This is a genomic window from Ruegeria sp. HKCCD7221 (assembly GCF_013031225.1).
In the GTDB taxonomy this organism is placed as follows: Bacteria; Pseudomonadota; Alphaproteobacteria; order Rhodobacterales; family Rhodobacteraceae; genus Ruegeria.
Genome location: NZ_WPZE01000008.1, coordinates 123,689 through 139,521 on the forward strand (window position 1 = coordinate 123,689; position 15,833 = coordinate 139,521).

The window sequence follows — 15,833 nt, forward strand, 5'->3', positions numbered from 1 at the left end:
AAAGAAAGCTCAAAAATAATCTATGGCGGTTTCGGAACTCCTTGTTGGGCTGTGATTTTGTACGTGTATACTTAAGGTGAGACGTGCAATCTCATCGAACTTAAGCAATTGTTGAGTATGGCCGCATTGGACAACAATTATGACTGAGGTCAGGGTCGAGCGCCGGCTTGCCGCGATACTCGCCGCCGACGTGGTCGGTTACTCCTCGCTGATCGAGCGTGATGAAACTGGCACTAGAGCGCTTTTGAACGCAGCATTTGACAAAACCATTGCTCCGGCTTTCGAACGTCATCGCGGACGTTTGTTCAAAACAATGGGGGACGGATATCTGGCTGAATTCGCCTCTGTTGTCGAAGCTGTCGAATGCGCGGCGTCAATTCAAAGGAGCTTTTCCGATCACAACGACCTTACGTTAAGGATCGGGATTAACTTGGGTGATGTCATCGTCGAGGGAGATGATCTTCACGGAGATGGGATCAATGTAGCGGCGCGGATCGAGGCTTTGGCAGAGCCCGGTGGTATCGCAATCTCACGCTCGGCGCGGGACCAGATCCTCGATAAATTGGACATCACTCTACAAGATCTTGGGGAAGTTCAGGTAAAGAACATTGCCCGCCCGGTTCGAGTTTTCAATGTGGTGGATTCAAACACAGTCTCAGAAACTCAGGCTCTGTTCAAGCGGCAAAGGCGTTTCTGGAAACCGATTGCGGCGGGCATTATTTTGTTGGCATTACTCATTTTTGGCCCCTCAGCCTGGGAGCAATTGCGTCACAGCGAGATGGAAGCGGCGTCGCTAGAAAGAATGCAGCTAGCACTGCCCGATAAGCCATCGGTTGCAATTATTCCCTTCAAGACACTATCAAGCTCTGAAGAAGAAACGCTGTTGGCCAATGCAGTTACCGAGGATCTGACCCGTGCTCTTGCACGGGTAGACGGGCTTTTCGTAATTGCTAGCAGTTCGACAGAACGATATCGCGACCAAAACACCAGTCCCGCCTCCGTTGCGGAAGAATTGGGCGTTGCTCACGTTGTGCGCGGCTCATTGAGACGTTCAGGCGAACAGGTGCGCGTCGACGTCGAACTGATCGATACCTTGTCCGGGCGAATAATGTGGAGCGACAGGATTGATCGCGCGTCCGCTGACGTTTTCGAGCTTCAGGACTCACTCGTGGAACAATTGGCGCAGCAGTTTTCTGAAGATTTGGAACGCGTCACGGGCCAGCATCGCTTCACTGAGAACCCCGAAGCCTTTTTACTCTGGGCGCGCGCGGACGAGGCAAGTTGGGTAAATACCCCAGCTTCCTATCAAAGAGCGCGCGCTTTGGCTCGAGAAGCACTTGCACTGGATCCCAACTTTGTGAGAGCCAAAGCTTTGTTGGGATTTGTTGAGACGCAAACTGGGTACTTTCGAGTTGCCGACGACCCGACAACTGCTCTGGAGACTGGTCTTGATATTGCGCAGGAAGTCGTGCGTCTTGAACCCAGTGACTGGTACTCGCGTCAGGTCCTTGCGCAATCACTATTGAACCTGCGTGACTATGAAGGGGCGCTTGAGCAGTTTACGCTCGCAATGGAGCTTGAACCCGCACATCCGCAACTGTTGACCCGCTCGGCATTGGCTTTTATTTTTCTTGGTCGCGGCAGGGAAGCCGAAGAACTGCTTCGTCTTTCAGTGCGCTTGAATCCCTATCACAATTGGCTGGCAGACCAGCTGTTGGGGCAAGCCATATATCTGCAAGGTCGCTACGAAGAAGCGCTGGAACATCTTGAGATTTCTCGGGCAAAAAATCCACGCTTTATTGGAAATCTATGGTGGCGTGCGGCTGTCTATGGCCAACTCGGAGATGCCGAAAATGCGAACTTAGCAATTGAAGCCATTTTGGAACGGATGCCAGATGCGAGCGTTTCCACCAGCTTTATTCAGATTACCGATCCAATCGGACAAAGCCGCTTTCAAGAAGGATTACGCGCGGCCGGGCTGCCTGAATGACACTGCATAAAAAAACGGCTTCTTCAAGTTTGATACAGGCTGCGCGCCAGAATTTGCAAAGTCCGCTTCCTGCGCATCGCTGACGTAGTACATTCGGGATGCCGCGCGGCAGAGAATTGAAGCTTTGCCCGATAAAGCGGAAGTTGACCTGAGCCATCTCAACATCCGATTTCGGTGTAGTGGGTAGCTCTCGAAAAAGTCTTCGAGGTGCGATGCTCGCGGCAGCCCGTCAAATCTGCGATGGACTAGTGTTGTTTCAATATTTACGGCATGGGCTGGCACTTCTGGTGGTCTTGGTCTCTGTTCTACTTTTGCACGCTTATGCCTCCTGATTTTGGTCTTGCACGCTTATGCTTCATGCGTTGCACAGTTATGGTGTTTCATCAAATTCGCTGCTCTTTAAGCTGTTGTTTTAAAAAGATATTTAAGCGCAACCTATGCGAGAAACCACTGATTCGTGCACGCTTATGCTCAATTTGCAAACATGGAACGACAGCAGGCACTTGGGTCATCGATACCCGAAAAATGCCCCCGTTTATGCCCCAGTGGTTTCGGGTGCTACGGGTGTTGAGGGTGGGCCCTCAGAGGTCGTTGAAGGCCCATGCCACAGGTTATAGCAGGTCGTAGTCGACCCCGTTCGCCCAGAAGTCCCAGTCGTCGCGCTTGTTATCCGCCGCAGACCCCTCGATCAGGCGTTCCGGGCGCACACTATGTACTCCATCCCGCGAGCGCTGGAGAATTTACTCCGAATGAGATCAATTATGCGCTTCCGCTTGATGCAAATCAAAAATTACATTCTGATTTTGAGATATATTTAAGCACTTTCGGAGTTCTGCAAAAAGGAAAGGACGGCTGAAGTTTCAATGCTCCGCATTGGTGAAATTGGACCGTTGTCTGCTGCCCAAGAAGCCCACGGAAACTTGCAAATCGATGCACCAGTTGAGATGAAGAGAAGCGACAGAAAAAGACTTAAAGCGCTATGCGTAGCTACTTGCTCGCTCCTTTCTGCGTGCGCGCCCTCCCTTCCAGACATAAACACTGCCAATTTAGCATCGCGTTCAACGATAAACTTGTCCGTGCGGATCGTAGACGGAGATGTCCGTAGCACCGCTTATACGCGAGGCGAAGGTGCTGTTTCGGGTATTGGCGCAGGCGCCGGAGGTGCTTTGGAGGCTGGGCTGTCCTCAGCAGACCCATTCGGACTGGCTCTAGGTGTCGCATTAGTTCCTGTGTTTGCCACTGCAGGAGGAATTTATGGTGCCGCGAGTGGAACGTCGCGATCGCGTGAAGAAATTGTACGTGCAGTAGATACACTGAACCGGGCCTATCAACCATCAAAGTTTGAAAGAGCACTCGAAGCGACACTTTCCAACTCTTTGAGTACTGAACTTTTCGATGGCGTGCCGCCGTGTTTCTCAACCAGTTCAAGCAGATCAAGCTGCCCACAAGGTGCACAAGCTTCCAATCTTGTTATTCGCACCTCGTTTAACCTAGTCCCGGCCGATTCTGGTGCAGGTTCTGGAAATTTGGACTTTATTGTTCAGACGTTTTTGACCGCCGAACCTAAGGGTGTCCTGCAGCCGGAGTGTATTTCGCTCAGATATACGAATTTCGCTGGTAACTTGTTTGAGCTGGCAGAAAATAACGGTCAGCCCATGACAACGTCTCTTCAGTCAACGCTGTATGATTTTGCCTTGGAATTGCCTCTATTTCTTAGATCTGCGGAAGCTGATTGGGGTGAATCAAGTTGGACAAGACTGAGGTGCGCCGAATGATATGTTTGGATTGACATCGTCTCGAGCGTTCAGAGCGCAATTGGAAACTTACGTGCATCCGAGGATTTGCGGATTCGCCTGATCGAGGGGTCTGCGGCGGATAACAAGCGCGACGACTGGGACTTCTGGGCGAACGGGGTCGACTACGACCTGCTATAACCTGTGGCATGGGCCTTCAACGACCTCTGAGGGCCCACCCTCAACACCCGTAGCACCCGAAACCACTGGGGCATAAACGGGGGCATTTTTCGGGTATCGATGACCCAAGTGCCTGCTGTCGTTCCATGTTCTGATGAACTGGCTGGGGTGGTAGGAATCCTTGCCCACCGATGATTGTTATCGGCTTTTTCAACCGGTGACCTGAAGTGGGGCGGTTGCGGGGGCATTTGGAGGGTAAGCACGGGGCATTTCTGACCGCTAGTGAGGCCGTTTACTGGCACTGAAAGAGCCGCTACGGGACCGCTAGACCAACCTTCCACTGGCGCTGAGACGACCGCTGACGATCGGTTCCGGGGCGCTGAAGACTGGTCGCTGGTGCTGGCAGGTTGGTGGGGCTCAATTAGAAATGGGATATCTCCCGAACGTCCGGCGTCACATGATAAATGTGGCTCCTCAGTTTATTTTGCCGTGGCAGACCTAAAGCGTAGTCTGCTGCTGCAAACGCAGCATCCCAAGTCTCGGCGTGTTGAGGGCCACCCATTTCGCTGTCATTGAGAAAGCTGACAAAGAGCAACTTCGCGTCAACCCCGTGCTCCCGAAGCCACCAAAGGAAAGCTAAGCGATTGGCGTACTGATAATAAAGTTCCGACCAGTTAACATGGTCTCCAATTCCGAGATCGGCACGGACTGTCGCGAAAGCACGATTAATCTGCTCTCGTGAACGTTGACCAGCCTGCGACGGGGGCGAGAAAAATTCGCGAATGTGAGCCTTTGCTTCGACTAGAACTGGACCATGCGAAGTTAAACCTAAAGCATCCCACTGAGGCCCTCGTTGAGGCCAGAAGTCCTTCAAGGATGCAGTAAGGTGCCCGATTCCGAGGCGATTCAAAAAGGCCGCATCGCGATATTCGGCGTAGTCGTCTTCCTCTAGGGGCGAGACCCATTCAATGGTTGGAAGCTTTCTCGGCTGCAGGACCTCTGGACATCTGTCGACCGCTGCTTGAATCCATTTTAAGCTTCCTTTTGTTCCCTTCGGTTGGATAATTCTCATATTCACTCGACCGTATAGTTTGAACTCAATGCGTTTGGAGGAGCTCTATCCTCTCTGCGGAGCCAATGTATGCAGGCTTTTGGCTCGCGCCTCCGTCGTAGTCGCTGGATTTCCTTTCTTTTGAGAGCTCGTCAGCGAGATAAACTAAAATGACGGTTAAATGGGATGTAAGTGGCCTCTTAAGTTGAGGCCGGATGCCCCGACAAGCCCACCACATCGGTTTTCTCAACACCTTTGTTAAGCAATAAGTAGGCGTATCCCCCCACGATAACCAATGAAATCAAACCCGCTGCAATAGCGACTTCTCTCGCTATCGGGATGCCGAAGATCATCACTAACGCACCATTAGATACCCCAGCATTTAATGCCAGAGCCTCAATCACTGGAAGACCAGCGACTTTCGCAATCACTGCGCTATTCATTGCTCCAACAGATGATCCAAGAGCTGAGAACGCTGAAACAAGTCCGGGACTTACAGCCGCAGCGGTTTCAGAAACTATGATTATGGCTCCACTTGCCGACTTCATGGCCAAGAAAGTCGAGGTGGTTGCGGTGCCCAAAATGGCACCAGTGAAACCGCCTGCTGCGGCTCCTGCGACACTAACTATACCTGTGGCAATAGTCGTCGCGGTGCCTGAGACTATTAGAGCGCCACCATAAGCACCAGCCGCTAGCGTTGCTCCTGCTCCGACAACAGCTGCTCCGGCAATCTTCGCGCCGATCAAAGCGTCTCGATGGTCAATTACTCCATCATTATTGGCATCAAAGGCAGATTTTGGAGGTATTGCCTTACTTCCTATTTTCTTCGCGGCGTGGACGAAGTCCTTGTAATCTACTTTTCCATCACCGTTGACATCCATCGACTGTTTAGACGGGGTCAGAGCGTTAAGTGTTTTCTTGATAACCATACTAAAGTTCCAACTTGATACTAACTGTCCATCACCCTAACAGCTTAAAACTTTAAAATTCGACACTTTTTTTGACAAAAAATACAAAGCAGAAGTCCCCCGGCAACCCGCTAAGGGCCGCCGAGGGTTCTGTGTCAGGGTGGTCTTCGGTTAACGACATAGTCAGCCAGCCATTGCCAGTAGGCTTCCGCATCACGGAAACCTTGTGCCCGAGCAGCCAGATCTTCCGCTGCCTTTCGGGTGCAACCGCCATCGTATTCGGCGATAGCAGCCCGTTCCTCGAACGCATCAATATCCGGGAAACTCATACCGGAAGCCGTATCTGATCCACGATCGACCGCCGCTGCTCGTCGCTGATGCCAGCCGAATAAATCCCGTAGGTGATCCCGTTCTCCGACCGCGCCGATTGATGACCAACCAGAGAGGCTGTGAAGTGCTCAGGGACACCCGTTCGCTCGCACTGGGTCACAAACCACTTGCGGGTCGAGTGAAACACCAGTCCCGGTCGCTCCAGACCCAGCCGACGTCTCAGTCTCGCAAACCCCTTGGTGACGTGCGCCACGGTCAGATCAGGAAACAGAGGGCCATGGCTAGGCAATTGTTGGAAGGTCTCATCCAGCACCGGGTGGACCGGAACCAGTCTCTCCGCCGCGTCCGTCTTCAACAGTCTCAATTCATTGGGTCGAACATGAACGAAGCATCCGAGATTGCCCTTGGTCACGAGGTCTTCCCGGAGCAACCCCACCGCTTCCCCCGCTCGCATTCCCGTCAACAGGCAGGTCAGCAGAACGGAGTGCAGTTCCCGGTCCTTGGCTTGGAGCAGTCGCACGACTTCATCGTCAGTCGGCACGGCATAGGGTTGAGGACGCACCTTGCGATCGAAGAGAACGGTCCGGAATGGGTTCTGTTCCAGATGCCCCTCGTAGACCACCCAGTCGAGGAAGTGATTGACCTGTGACCAGATACGCCGCTGGGTTCTGGCTGTTATGGTCACTGATCCCCGAGATGAGTACGCGACCAGTTGGTCCAAGGTCAGTCCACGGGTTCGTTCTGACTTGCCAATCATTGGAGACAGTTGGGCTATTGCCGTCAGGAACTCTCGTCCGTCTGCTCTGGTCAGACTGCAAACCGGCTGGTCCCCGTGTCGGCTAGAGAACAACCCGACAGAGTATCGGACCGATTTGAACCCGCTGGGTCGTAGTTCGTTACTGCGCTTGTTGAGATAGGCTCGGCTCAGGTCACGAACCGGCACTTTCACTGGTGCTGTTGGCCTGATGAAGGCAGACCGCTCCAGATTGCATCCAGAGTCCTCCAGAGTGGCCCGGAGACGGACGAGAGACGACTCTGGCTGATCGACCCAATCAGGAACGTCAGCGGTGTTCTCTGGGGCAGACAGGGCATCTTCTGCCTGCGATCGAACCTGTTCAACCAGTGTCTCGAACCGGGCGTTGACTTCTGCGGCTCGGACGCGGGCGGTACCGGGGTCACTGGTCTTGAGGCTTTGCTTCAGCGCCTGAGCGCCCAGCGCGAGAGCCACGTCAACGGGATAGTTGCGTCTGAACAACCACGTATGGCCCTTCAGATAGGCATAGCGAATGTGAGCAGACATCAATCTCCTCCTTTTCTGTTTCGAATTTGGGATGGGATCAGTTGGTTGAGACGATCCGCAGGATCATCTCGGTTGCCGGTTCGCCGTAGGACCCAGCCAGAGGGCCGGTGACAGCAAAGCCGGTTACGCAGTCTTCGAACACCTCTTCCACGCGGAAGTGATGCTCTGGGACGTCATCGAAGGCGCGAACGACCACGACGTCACCGGGGGCCAGCTCCAGCTCAGCCATCGTCGGACCTCCACGTCCAGAGAACCGCCAGCAGAACCAGCGCCGAGACAGCGGGATGAGACCGCGAAACCACCCAGAGCATCGTCGTCAGGACGGCCTTGGGCGGTGGGTGCAAAAGAAAACCCCCGACGAGAACGCCGAGGGCAGACAGGTACTTCATGGATCAAACTCCTACAGTTGCTTCTTTATTTAGATGCAGGAGGTTGCTCGTTTTCTGAGGGCAAGGTGTGAGTGATACTCGCTGGCTTGTTTGCGCGCGACACCTGCGTTAGCGTGAATGTCCCAAGGCGAATACTGGGTGAGGCCAGAGCAGGTCCATTGCACAGGGTTGAGTTGTCAACGATTTCGCGGGGTATGAAAATGGCCGATACTGAATGCAACTATCAACGGATCGTCTCGGTTGAGGAAGTCAGGTGTGCTCTTGAAGAGGCGCAGTGCCAGCAATGTGGCGTCACCACCATTGAGTTAATGTCACGCGGGGAGTTGCTCGAGATCTGCGGTGAGGAACTTTGCTCCGACATCTCAACGGGCAAGAAAACTTTCATCGCGATTGCACTATGCCCAAGCTGTCATGCACGGGCTCATCAGGACGCCGAGAACAAGCATAACCCCTGCCAGATAAAGGCTCGGTGGAGTCGAGAGGGCCTAGCGTAAGGAGTTGTCGGGGGATCTGCGCTTTGCTTTCTTTTTGCCGTAGTGGACTTTGGTTGAGGGCTGGCTGAATGACCGCGATGCGGACAAAGCCGCCCGATGCTGGCGCAGCGGAAATCAAATCGATTGCTCGACAGTATCACGGTATCGCCCGCGACGGGCAGCACGATTTCTCGATTCCGGACGTTCAAATCATGCATATAGGCCAAAACTTTATCAGGCCGTTCGCTTCGCTCGGATACATTGTTTCAAATGCGGAGCAAGCTGCCTTATGCTGCTGCGGAGACAACTGGCTTGTTGCGCCACTGTACCTTTGAAAGACAAGCACCCGCCCAGCCAAATATTTTTAGCGAGCGCAGTTTCCGTCACGTTTTTTTTAGTGTTAACTTCGCAGTACTGCCAGCATTTTGGAGGAGAGGGGCAAACCTTGGAACGCAGGCTTGCCGCCATATTCGCCGCAGACGTAGTCGGTTTCAGCCGTATGATGGCCGAGGATGAGGTGGGCACTTTCGAACGTTTGACCACGGTGCGCCAAGACATCCTCACCCGTTTGATAGATGAAAAGAACGGGCGGATCGTCAAGCTTATCGGCGACGGACTGTTGGCCGAATTTGCAAGCGTTGTTGATGCAGTCGAGGCTGCGATCCAGATACAAGAGGCGGTTAAGGACAGAAACGACACCATTGATCCCCACCAGCGTATCGAATTGCGGATTGGTATCAACCTGGGAGATCTAATCATCGATGGCGACGACATTTACGGAGACGGTGTTAACATTGCGGCGCGCCTGGAACCCCTAGCTACGCCCGGAGGCATCTGCATCTCGCGCGAGGTTTACGAACACACGCGCGGCAAAGTCAGTAAGCCATTTGAATCTGCGGGAGTCCACCGGGTCAAAAACATACCTGAGCCTCTCACGGTATTTCGGATGGCGGACCCGAATGGCTCGAAATACACTTCACTGTCTCGCTTCAAAGTTCGAGGCGCTGTCACGGCGGTGGCCGTAATAGCGGTTCTTTCAGGTGCCGCTTTTATATTGCGTGATGGCATAGTTGCCCTTGTCGGCGGCGCTGAAAGTGAAATCATCGCGGCAGAGGACCGGCTGCCTTCTCTCGTCGTGTTGCCCTTTGAAAACCTCGGGCTGCCAGACGCGGAACGCTACATCGCAGATGGGCTCACGGACGATCTGATTACAGATTTCTCGAAAGTCGCCGGGCTGATGGTGATCGGCAGCAACACCGCGTTTTCCTATCGGGATCGGACAATCGACAGCAGGTCCATCGGTCGCGAGTTGGGGGTGGGCTATGTTCTCGAAGGCAGCGTGCGCAGAGCGGGAACTCGGCTTTTGGTCAACGCGCGGCTGACAGATGTGAGCAGCGGGCAGACAGTATGGGCCGAGCGGTTGGAGCGAGACGAAGCCGATATTTTCTCCATGGAGGCTGGCCTGATAAACGAGATCATTGATCAACTTGGTGTGGATGTGAGTGTATCCGAAAAGGAGCGGATCGAACGCCTACCTACAACGGATCTGGAAGCATATGACTTCTTTCTCAGAGCCGAAGAAGCCGCTCGCAGCGGCTTTCGGCCCAAGCTGCGCGAAGCGTTGAGCCTCTATTCGGAAGCAACCGCAATCGACCCGACTTTTGCCAGGGCATTCGCGGCACAGGCCCGCACCGAGGCATTGATCATGCGCCGCAACTATGACGATGTGCTGCCCTTTCCGGTCGCCCGGAAACGAGCCTACGAACATGCCGGTCGTGCCTTAGAAATTGATCCCGATGCGGCGATGCCTTTTGCAGTATTAAGCGAGTTGCAGACTGTGGATCGAAGGTATGAGGAAGCGATGCGCTCGGCGCAGCTTTCTGTCGAGAAGGCCCCCGGTGAAGCATCTGCCTATCTTGCGCTGAGCTTTGCGCAAACATTCTACGGACGACATGAAGAGGCGATCGAGAATTTCGAAACGGCTCTGCGTCTCAACCCACTATTGCCGGGCTATGCACGTCAGATCGCAAGCTTGTCCTATATTCTGACAGGGCGTCCCCAACGTGCCGTCGAAATCCTTGAGGAGATAAAAGGCAATTCTCAAGGTATTGAAGACTACTTTAACATCCTCGCTGCCGCCTATGGAGAGGCTGGCCAGACGCAAAAGGCGCAAGCAACTGCAGACGAGGTGGCCGAATTTGCTCCGCATACTTCGGCGCAACTCTACAAGGTCTTGTTTGCGCATTTTCGGAAGCAGGAAGAACTCGATCGGATCATTGATGCAATGTTGACTGCGGGCGTGCAGGAATGGCCCTTCGACTTTCAACCTGGCGCGCGCGAAAAGCTATCTGCCGACGCGGTTACCGCTCTGATCGATGGCAACGTATGGCAGGGAAACTTCGAAGGCCGCGGACCCGGCTTGATGCAGATTTCAGAGAACGGAAGTATGGCCTTGCGCGCATCCACATTGTTTGTCACTGGATCGGCATTTGTGAAAGATGACACATTGTGCTTGCAACAACCCGGTCTTTCGCTTGGTCGCCCGGCTTGTGGCATGGTCTACAAAAATGCCGAAGAAGAGGTCGGGGCGAGCGCGCCTTACAGCTACATCAACCCGCATATTCTGTTTCACTTTAGACCTGGCGGATGACCATCATCCGAGGTGCGCGTCAGTTGGAGTAATCCTTGGCTGCCAGCGGCTTGGTCTTCTCCCAATTCGCATCCGCCTTGGCGACCACCGCCTCCCCTTCTGGGTGGTCAAGCATTTCTGCTCCGGTCGGGTCCGATATAAAGTAAAGCTTCCCATCGATGATCCGCCAGGAATTTACTGGGTCGATATTTTCAGACGCGTTGGCCCCAAGGCCGACACCCAATGTGCAATACCCGCCGTATTGCGGAGCGTATTTGGTTGGGTCAGACTTAAACAGTTCGCGGTTCTCCGCGCTGTTGAAGTGCCATGGCGTGCCAAGCCAATCATATGCGAACTCACTTGACCCCTTTACCGCACGGCTTTCGGTGAAATAGGCAACAGTATCATAACCCTTGATTGCAACATCGCCGAAAGGCCCAGTGTTGATGGGCTCATCCGCCAGCGCACTCGTGGTCATGCCTGCAATAACCAGCCCGCTCATCAGAAGTCGAATGTTCATTTTTTGACCTTACCTTATGTGCCTGCCTCCAAACATAGGCGGTGAAATTCCGGGCCGAAGGCATCCGGCGGGGGGCATGTGGCTCCGTTCTGCTTCAGCAGCCCAACGATATCATAGTGTTTACGGAACATCGTTCGGATTAGAACCGAAAAGCCATCGTTATCGAGTGTCACAATATCCGCACCGTTGTCGAGCAGTAGCTCGATCATCTCGATATGACCCTCATCGGCCGCCATGAAGATGGGTGACTTTTCGGCCCTGTTGATGCGTCCATTCACGTCTGCGCCTTTAGCGAGAAGCAGCTGCGCTGTCTCAATCTTACCGCCGAAGGCAGCCGCGTGAAGTGGAGTGAAACCGCTGTGGTTACGCGCCATCACGTCAGCCCCTGCTTCGATCAGAGCCGCAGCGGTTTCGGTGTTTCCAGCCAACGAAGCAGCGATCAAGGGCGTAGCCTTGTTCGGCCCCCGCTCATCAACCGAGGTACCGCTTTCCAACAGAGCCTTAACGGTCGCTGTATCGCCCTGCTTTGCTGCATCGAATAACTGACCTGCTTGAGCGGGCCCAAGTATAAAGAATGCAGTTGTAAAGATGGTAATAATCCAACGCATGGATCTACCTCCCCTGTTTGAAGTCTACAGTGAGCCGCTGTTTCGCGCAACGACGGCTTATTCGCTGCGGTGTTGAAGACGAATCCGATCGAGTGGGTTTAGTCCATGCAGCGGCCTCAGAGACAACGAGTGTTTTGTCCGCGATGGAGTCGTAGTGCCTCCGAATTTCGCCGCAGCAAGCATGAGTGTTTTGTCTTTAATCTGCGCCGCGGCGCTCCGGTTTACGATAAGTAATGCTGCACCGGCGTGGTCTACTGGTCGAGAAGGTCTGCTTCGGGCTCGAAGTAGAAATTCGTCGTAGGTCCCTCAAACGACCACTATGCGGACTTTGCTGCCATTGGCCCGCTTTCACCGGAGGACCGCACACAAGCAGAAGCAGACATTCACAAATAGGCTTTGTAAACAGCGCGAAGCGGGCAAAGTTGCTAATCGCTGCGGTCAAATCTGAAGAGTTTTCAATTGGAAAGGTGCGCGGAGTGCCGAGGCAAGTTCACTCCGCGCGACACTCATTCGAGTGCGTTCTTGTAGATCACCCCATCCTTCATGATGAAATCGATGTTTTTCTCATAGTCGACGAGGATAGTTACGTCTTCAACTGGATTGCCGTCCACTAGTAGAATATCGGCATAAGCTCCCTCCGATATCACGCCCAACGGGCCATCAACGTATGGATTAAGCTTTCCTGAAAGCGCGAGCAATTCAGCAGTCTTGGACGTTGCCTGAACTAGAATTTCATAAGATGACCAGACCTCTGTCCGATACTGGAATTCATCGTTCTGTTTCGAAAGCGCAACTGGGTCTCCAATGATGTCTGTTGAGAATGCGACCTTTTCTATTCCGAAATCCTTGATTAGCTTCATCTGGTTTCTAGCACCGGCTTGGACACTGAGAAACTTTGCCCCAGCACTAGGGCCAAGTGCTTTTGCTACTGTTTCTTCGTCCAGCCCCAGCAACGAGTAGAAGGGGACAATCCAAGCGTCAGCATCCTTGATTGCTTGTGCAGAGACTTCGGTCATTAGCTGTCCGTGTTCGATGCTGATTACGCCAGCTTCTAGTGAGCGCAGGATCGAGTCATCATTATATGCGTGGACCATGACATAAGTGTCCCAGTCCGCTGCGGCTTTAACCGAGGCTTCAAGCTCCTCAGGCAAGCCCTGTACAGTGTGCAGTGGGTCAACCGAAGAAGACACGCCGCCGCCAGCCATAACTTTTATTTGCGTAGCGCCGAGTCGCAGCGCCTCTCGCGTTGCACGCAGTACTTCTGGCACGCCATCCGCCAGGAACTCTACATGCTGATTAAAGAATGAAGGCTGTGCTCCCATAAAGTTGGGATGCGGTTCGGTGTAAACGCGATGTTCTCCATGACCCGATGTTTGAGAGATCACAGGTCCAGACGGGTATATTCTTGGTCCGACGGCCTTTCCTCGATCAATTGCTTTTTGCAATCCAATTGAAGGGCCTCCGGCATCCCGGACAGTTGTGAAGCCACGCAACAACATTTTTCTGCTTCTGACGTGGAAACAGCGCCCCAATACATCCAATCAAAGTTATCTCTTAGATCAGCCACAGGCTCCGTTATTGCCATATGTACGTGGGCATCGATCAGGCCCGGAATCAGAGTTCTGCCTCCACCGTCGATTATCTTAGCGTTGGCTACGGCAAGGGGTTCAGATGATACCTCTGCGATCAGATTATCGACTACCACGACATTCGCGTTCTCAATTCTCTCTGCATTCACGCCGTCAAAAACATGCACGTTAGTAAAGAGTATCGGAAAGCTAACCTCTTGTGCGAATGTCGGAGCGGAAAGAAGTCCCGCAAAGATAACTGAGGCTGCACTTCTTGACAGTGCTCGCTTGAAACGCAGCTCAAAGGGAAAGTTCATTTTTCAATCTCCGAATAAAAGGTTTCCAAGGTGGCGATCATGCTATCAAGGTTTTTGAGAATTACTTATTGTCATTTAGGGACAAATTCAATTTTCTCTGTCCAGTAAAGATAACCAGGATGACATATGTGCGCTCAGGCTTCTCAAGTGACGATCCCAGTCATGCAGTCAAAATTTTTGTCAGCGGTAGTGGGTCGAGCTTGCGAATTGGGCGCCGACAGAGAAAAGGTCTTGGAAGGCTGCTTACTCAGGTCAGAAGTTTTATCTGGTCCTACCCAACCAATTCCTAGCGCATGTGTGTATCGCGCGTCCAACCGTGCCGCCAGACTTTCAAAAAATCCATATCTTTGCGCAGAGATTGCTAGTCAATTTGATTGGAGTGACGGTTTCGTCCCACCTGAAACTTTAAGTTACTCGCCTAGCTTGGGAGACCTGCTCGTTGCTTGGCTTCACTTTGTGGAAGCCGTGCAAATTTCAATGAATTACACAATGACGATTGAAGATGGACGGGCCATATTGATGGGTCGCCGGATGCTTCAAGCCTCTCAACCTCCCGGCCAAGCAGACGCATGGGATATTGTTGCATGGTCTGAAATGCTGAAGGCGAGATTGGGGCCAGTATGGAACAGCGCATTGGTCGAAGTACTTGTCTTTGATCCGAAAGCTATCCCGCCAACTTTTATTCCAAAAAGTCAGGTTCGAAGATGCGATGCATGGGGCCTTAGTATGTCGTTTCCCGCATCTTGGTTGATGCAGCAGTCAAAATTTGAACGAAACGAGACGACGGAAGCGACCAGCTCCATTCAAAAAGTACTCGACTTGACCGACTTGTTCTCTGTGATTGACTACTCCGCATGGCCTGGCTTGGACGGGTTTGCAAAATTCATCGGTTTGCATCCCAAAATGCTTCAAAGAGAACTTGCAAGACACGGCACGACAGGAGCAAATCTCGTAGACAGCGCGAAAATGCGTCAGGCGGAGCAATGGCTGACCGAGGGGCGCCTTTCTATAACAGATATCGGAAAGAACTTGGGCTACAAAAACCCAAGTGCGTTTACACGAACGTGTCGCCGTTGGTTTGGATCGTCGCCTTGCCGGTTAAAGCACGACCTCGATGTTCGATGATATGCCCGTGAAGTAGGTCCGCTTTGCGAGCAAAATCTGAGAACAATAAATCACGATTTGATTATACAAAATGTTGGAGTATCCTATGTTACAGCAACCAGATATAGATTGACTAGTCAGGAGGGGATGGTGAAAGTTCTTAGATCAGTGGTTGCAACTGCACTAACTGCAACGCTGATAACATGCCCTAACTTGGGCGCAGCAGACCAAGTCTCGGAGCAGATAAAAGCGCTGCTGCAGTCAAATACGAATGCGAGTAGTACACTTTCAAACAGCAAGAGTTTGGATGCAGAAATCCTTGTACCTCGTTTCTATACGGACAGAGAATTTACGCCAGCTTGGACCAGTTTTGAATTGGTTGACGAGCTTTTTGAGGAGTTGGACGGAGCAATTGATCAGGGTTTTACGCCGAGTGACTTCAAACTAGAAGAGCTTCGATCCGCATTCAAAACCTCACAGGATGGCGATGCCTCCAGTCGAGCTTTATTCGATATTCTGGCGACTGACGCGGCCGTAAAACTCGTACACCATTTGGTGTTTGGAAAAGTCGATCCAAATGCGCTAGACGACGCTTGGAATTTCTCAAAGCCAGTAATACAACAAGACCCTTCCGCTGTATTGAGCCACTATCTTCAAGATGAAGGCTTCAGCGCTTTAATTGAACGCATCGATATCGACAACGCGCAATATACTATGCTCGTTGATGCATTGC

Annotated in this window: 15 protein-coding genes and 1 pseudogene; 6 read left to right on the plus strand and 10 right to left on the minus strand. The window is 52.6% G+C overall.

From position 1 onward, the window contains the following. Window positions 1-139 precede the first annotated feature (139 nt). Window positions 140-1,990 carry an adenylate/guanylate cyclase domain-containing protein gene (locus tag GOX73_RS17335; RefSeq protein WP_171135035.1) on the plus strand — a complete coding sequence of 617 codons (1,851 nt, stop codon included), beginning with the start codon at window positions 140-142 and terminating at the stop codon, window positions 1,988-1,990. Between the two features lie 863 nt (window positions 1,991-2,853). Next, window positions 2,854-3,765, plus strand: coding sequence for a hypothetical protein (locus tag GOX73_RS17340; protein WP_171135036.1), 912 nt, complete (start codon window positions 2,854-2,856; stop codon window positions 3,763-3,765). Window positions 3,766-4,324: 559 nt separating this feature from the next. Here GOX73_RS17340 and GOX73_RS17345 read toward each other — a convergent pair. The 6 genes from GOX73_RS17345 to GOX73_RS17370 form a co-directional block, all read right to left on the minus strand. Continuing rightward, a complete protein-coding gene (locus tag GOX73_RS17345; protein WP_170624659.1) occupies window positions 4,325-4,975 on the minus strand; it encodes a hypothetical protein in 651 nt (216 codons plus the stop codon). A 179-nt stretch (window positions 4,976-5,154) separates the two neighbouring features. Beyond that, window positions 5,155-5,883, minus strand: coding sequence for a dockerin type I domain-containing protein (locus GOX73_RS17350; protein ID WP_170624661.1), 729 nt, complete (start codon window positions 5,881-5,883; stop codon window positions 5,155-5,157). Between the two features lie 134 nt (window positions 5,884-6,017). Next, the gene (locus GOX73_RS17355) at window positions 6,018-6,191 is read right to left on the minus strand and encodes a hypothetical protein (protein WP_165590725.1); all 174 of its coding nucleotides are present in this window, start codon (window positions 6,189-6,191) and stop codon (window positions 6,018-6,020) included. Then, complete coding sequence (locus GOX73_RS17360) at window positions 6,188-7,492, minus strand: DUF6538 domain-containing protein (protein WP_171135037.1); 1,305 nt, start codon at window positions 7,490-7,492, stop codon at window positions 6,188-6,190. Before GOX73_RS17360 ends, GOX73_RS17355 begins: the two co-directional genes overlap by 4 nt. A gap of 37 nt (window positions 7,493-7,529) precedes the next feature. Further along, window positions 7,530-7,721, minus strand: coding sequence for a hypothetical protein (locus GOX73_RS17365; protein ID WP_170356196.1), 192 nt, complete (start codon window positions 7,719-7,721; stop codon window positions 7,530-7,532). Next, window positions 7,714-7,881, minus strand: a complete 168-nt coding sequence (locus GOX73_RS17370; RefSeq protein WP_170356195.1) for a hypothetical protein — start codon at window positions 7,879-7,881, stop codon at window positions 7,714-7,716. Before GOX73_RS17370 ends, GOX73_RS17365 begins: the two co-directional genes overlap by 8 nt. Window positions 7,882-8,443: 562 nt before the next feature. Here GOX73_RS17370 and GOX73_RS17375 point away from each other — a divergent pair. Both GOX73_RS17375 and GOX73_RS17380 read left to right on the plus strand, forming a co-directional pair. After that, window positions 8,444-8,689: a hypothetical protein gene (locus GOX73_RS17375; protein ID WP_170356194.1), complete on the plus strand. Its 246-nt coding sequence runs from the start codon at window positions 8,444-8,446 to the stop codon at window positions 8,687-8,689. Window positions 8,690-8,799: 110 nt separating this feature from the next. Beyond that, window positions 8,800-11,004 (plus strand): adenylate/guanylate cyclase domain-containing protein, encoded by a 2,205-nt coding sequence (locus GOX73_RS17380; protein WP_170356193.1) that lies wholly within the window; start codon window positions 8,800-8,802, stop codon window positions 11,002-11,004. A gap of 19 nt (window positions 11,005-11,023) precedes the next feature. Here GOX73_RS17380 and GOX73_RS17385 read toward each other — a convergent pair whose 3' ends face one another. The 4 genes from GOX73_RS17385 to GOX73_RS17400 form a co-directional block, all read right to left on the minus strand. Continuing rightward, complete coding sequence (locus GOX73_RS17385; RefSeq protein WP_170356192.1) at window positions 11,024-11,503, minus strand: YHS domain-containing (seleno)protein; 480 nt, start codon at window positions 11,501-11,503, stop codon at window positions 11,024-11,026. A gap of 14 nt (window positions 11,504-11,517) precedes the next feature. Beyond that, window positions 11,518-12,111, minus strand: a complete 594-nt coding sequence (locus GOX73_RS17390; RefSeq protein WP_170356191.1) for an ankyrin repeat domain-containing protein — start codon at window positions 12,109-12,111, stop codon at window positions 11,518-11,520. Between the two features lie 506 nt (window positions 12,112-12,617). Further along, window positions 12,618-13,556, minus strand: coding sequence for an amidohydrolase family protein (locus GOX73_RS17395; RefSeq protein WP_254429234.1), 939 nt, complete (start codon window positions 13,554-13,556; stop codon window positions 12,618-12,620). Further along, window positions 13,493-13,996, minus strand: a complete 504-nt coding sequence (locus GOX73_RS17400) for a hypothetical protein (protein ID WP_171126933.1) — start codon at window positions 13,994-13,996, stop codon at window positions 13,493-13,495. The genes GOX73_RS17395 and GOX73_RS17400 overlap by 64 nt, the downstream gene beginning before the upstream one ends. 162 nt (window positions 13,997-14,158) lie before the next feature. Between GOX73_RS17400 and GOX73_RS17405 the strand changes: the two genes are divergently transcribed. After that, the gene (locus GOX73_RS17405) at window positions 14,159-15,121 is read left to right on the plus strand and encodes an AraC family transcriptional regulator (protein ID WP_171126934.1); all 963 of its coding nucleotides are present in this window, start codon (window positions 14,159-14,161) and stop codon (window positions 15,119-15,121) included. A 129-nt stretch (window positions 15,122-15,250) separates the two neighbouring features. After that, window positions 15,251-15,833: pseudogene (locus GOX73_RS17410) on the plus strand (hypothetical protein); the annotation flags it as partial.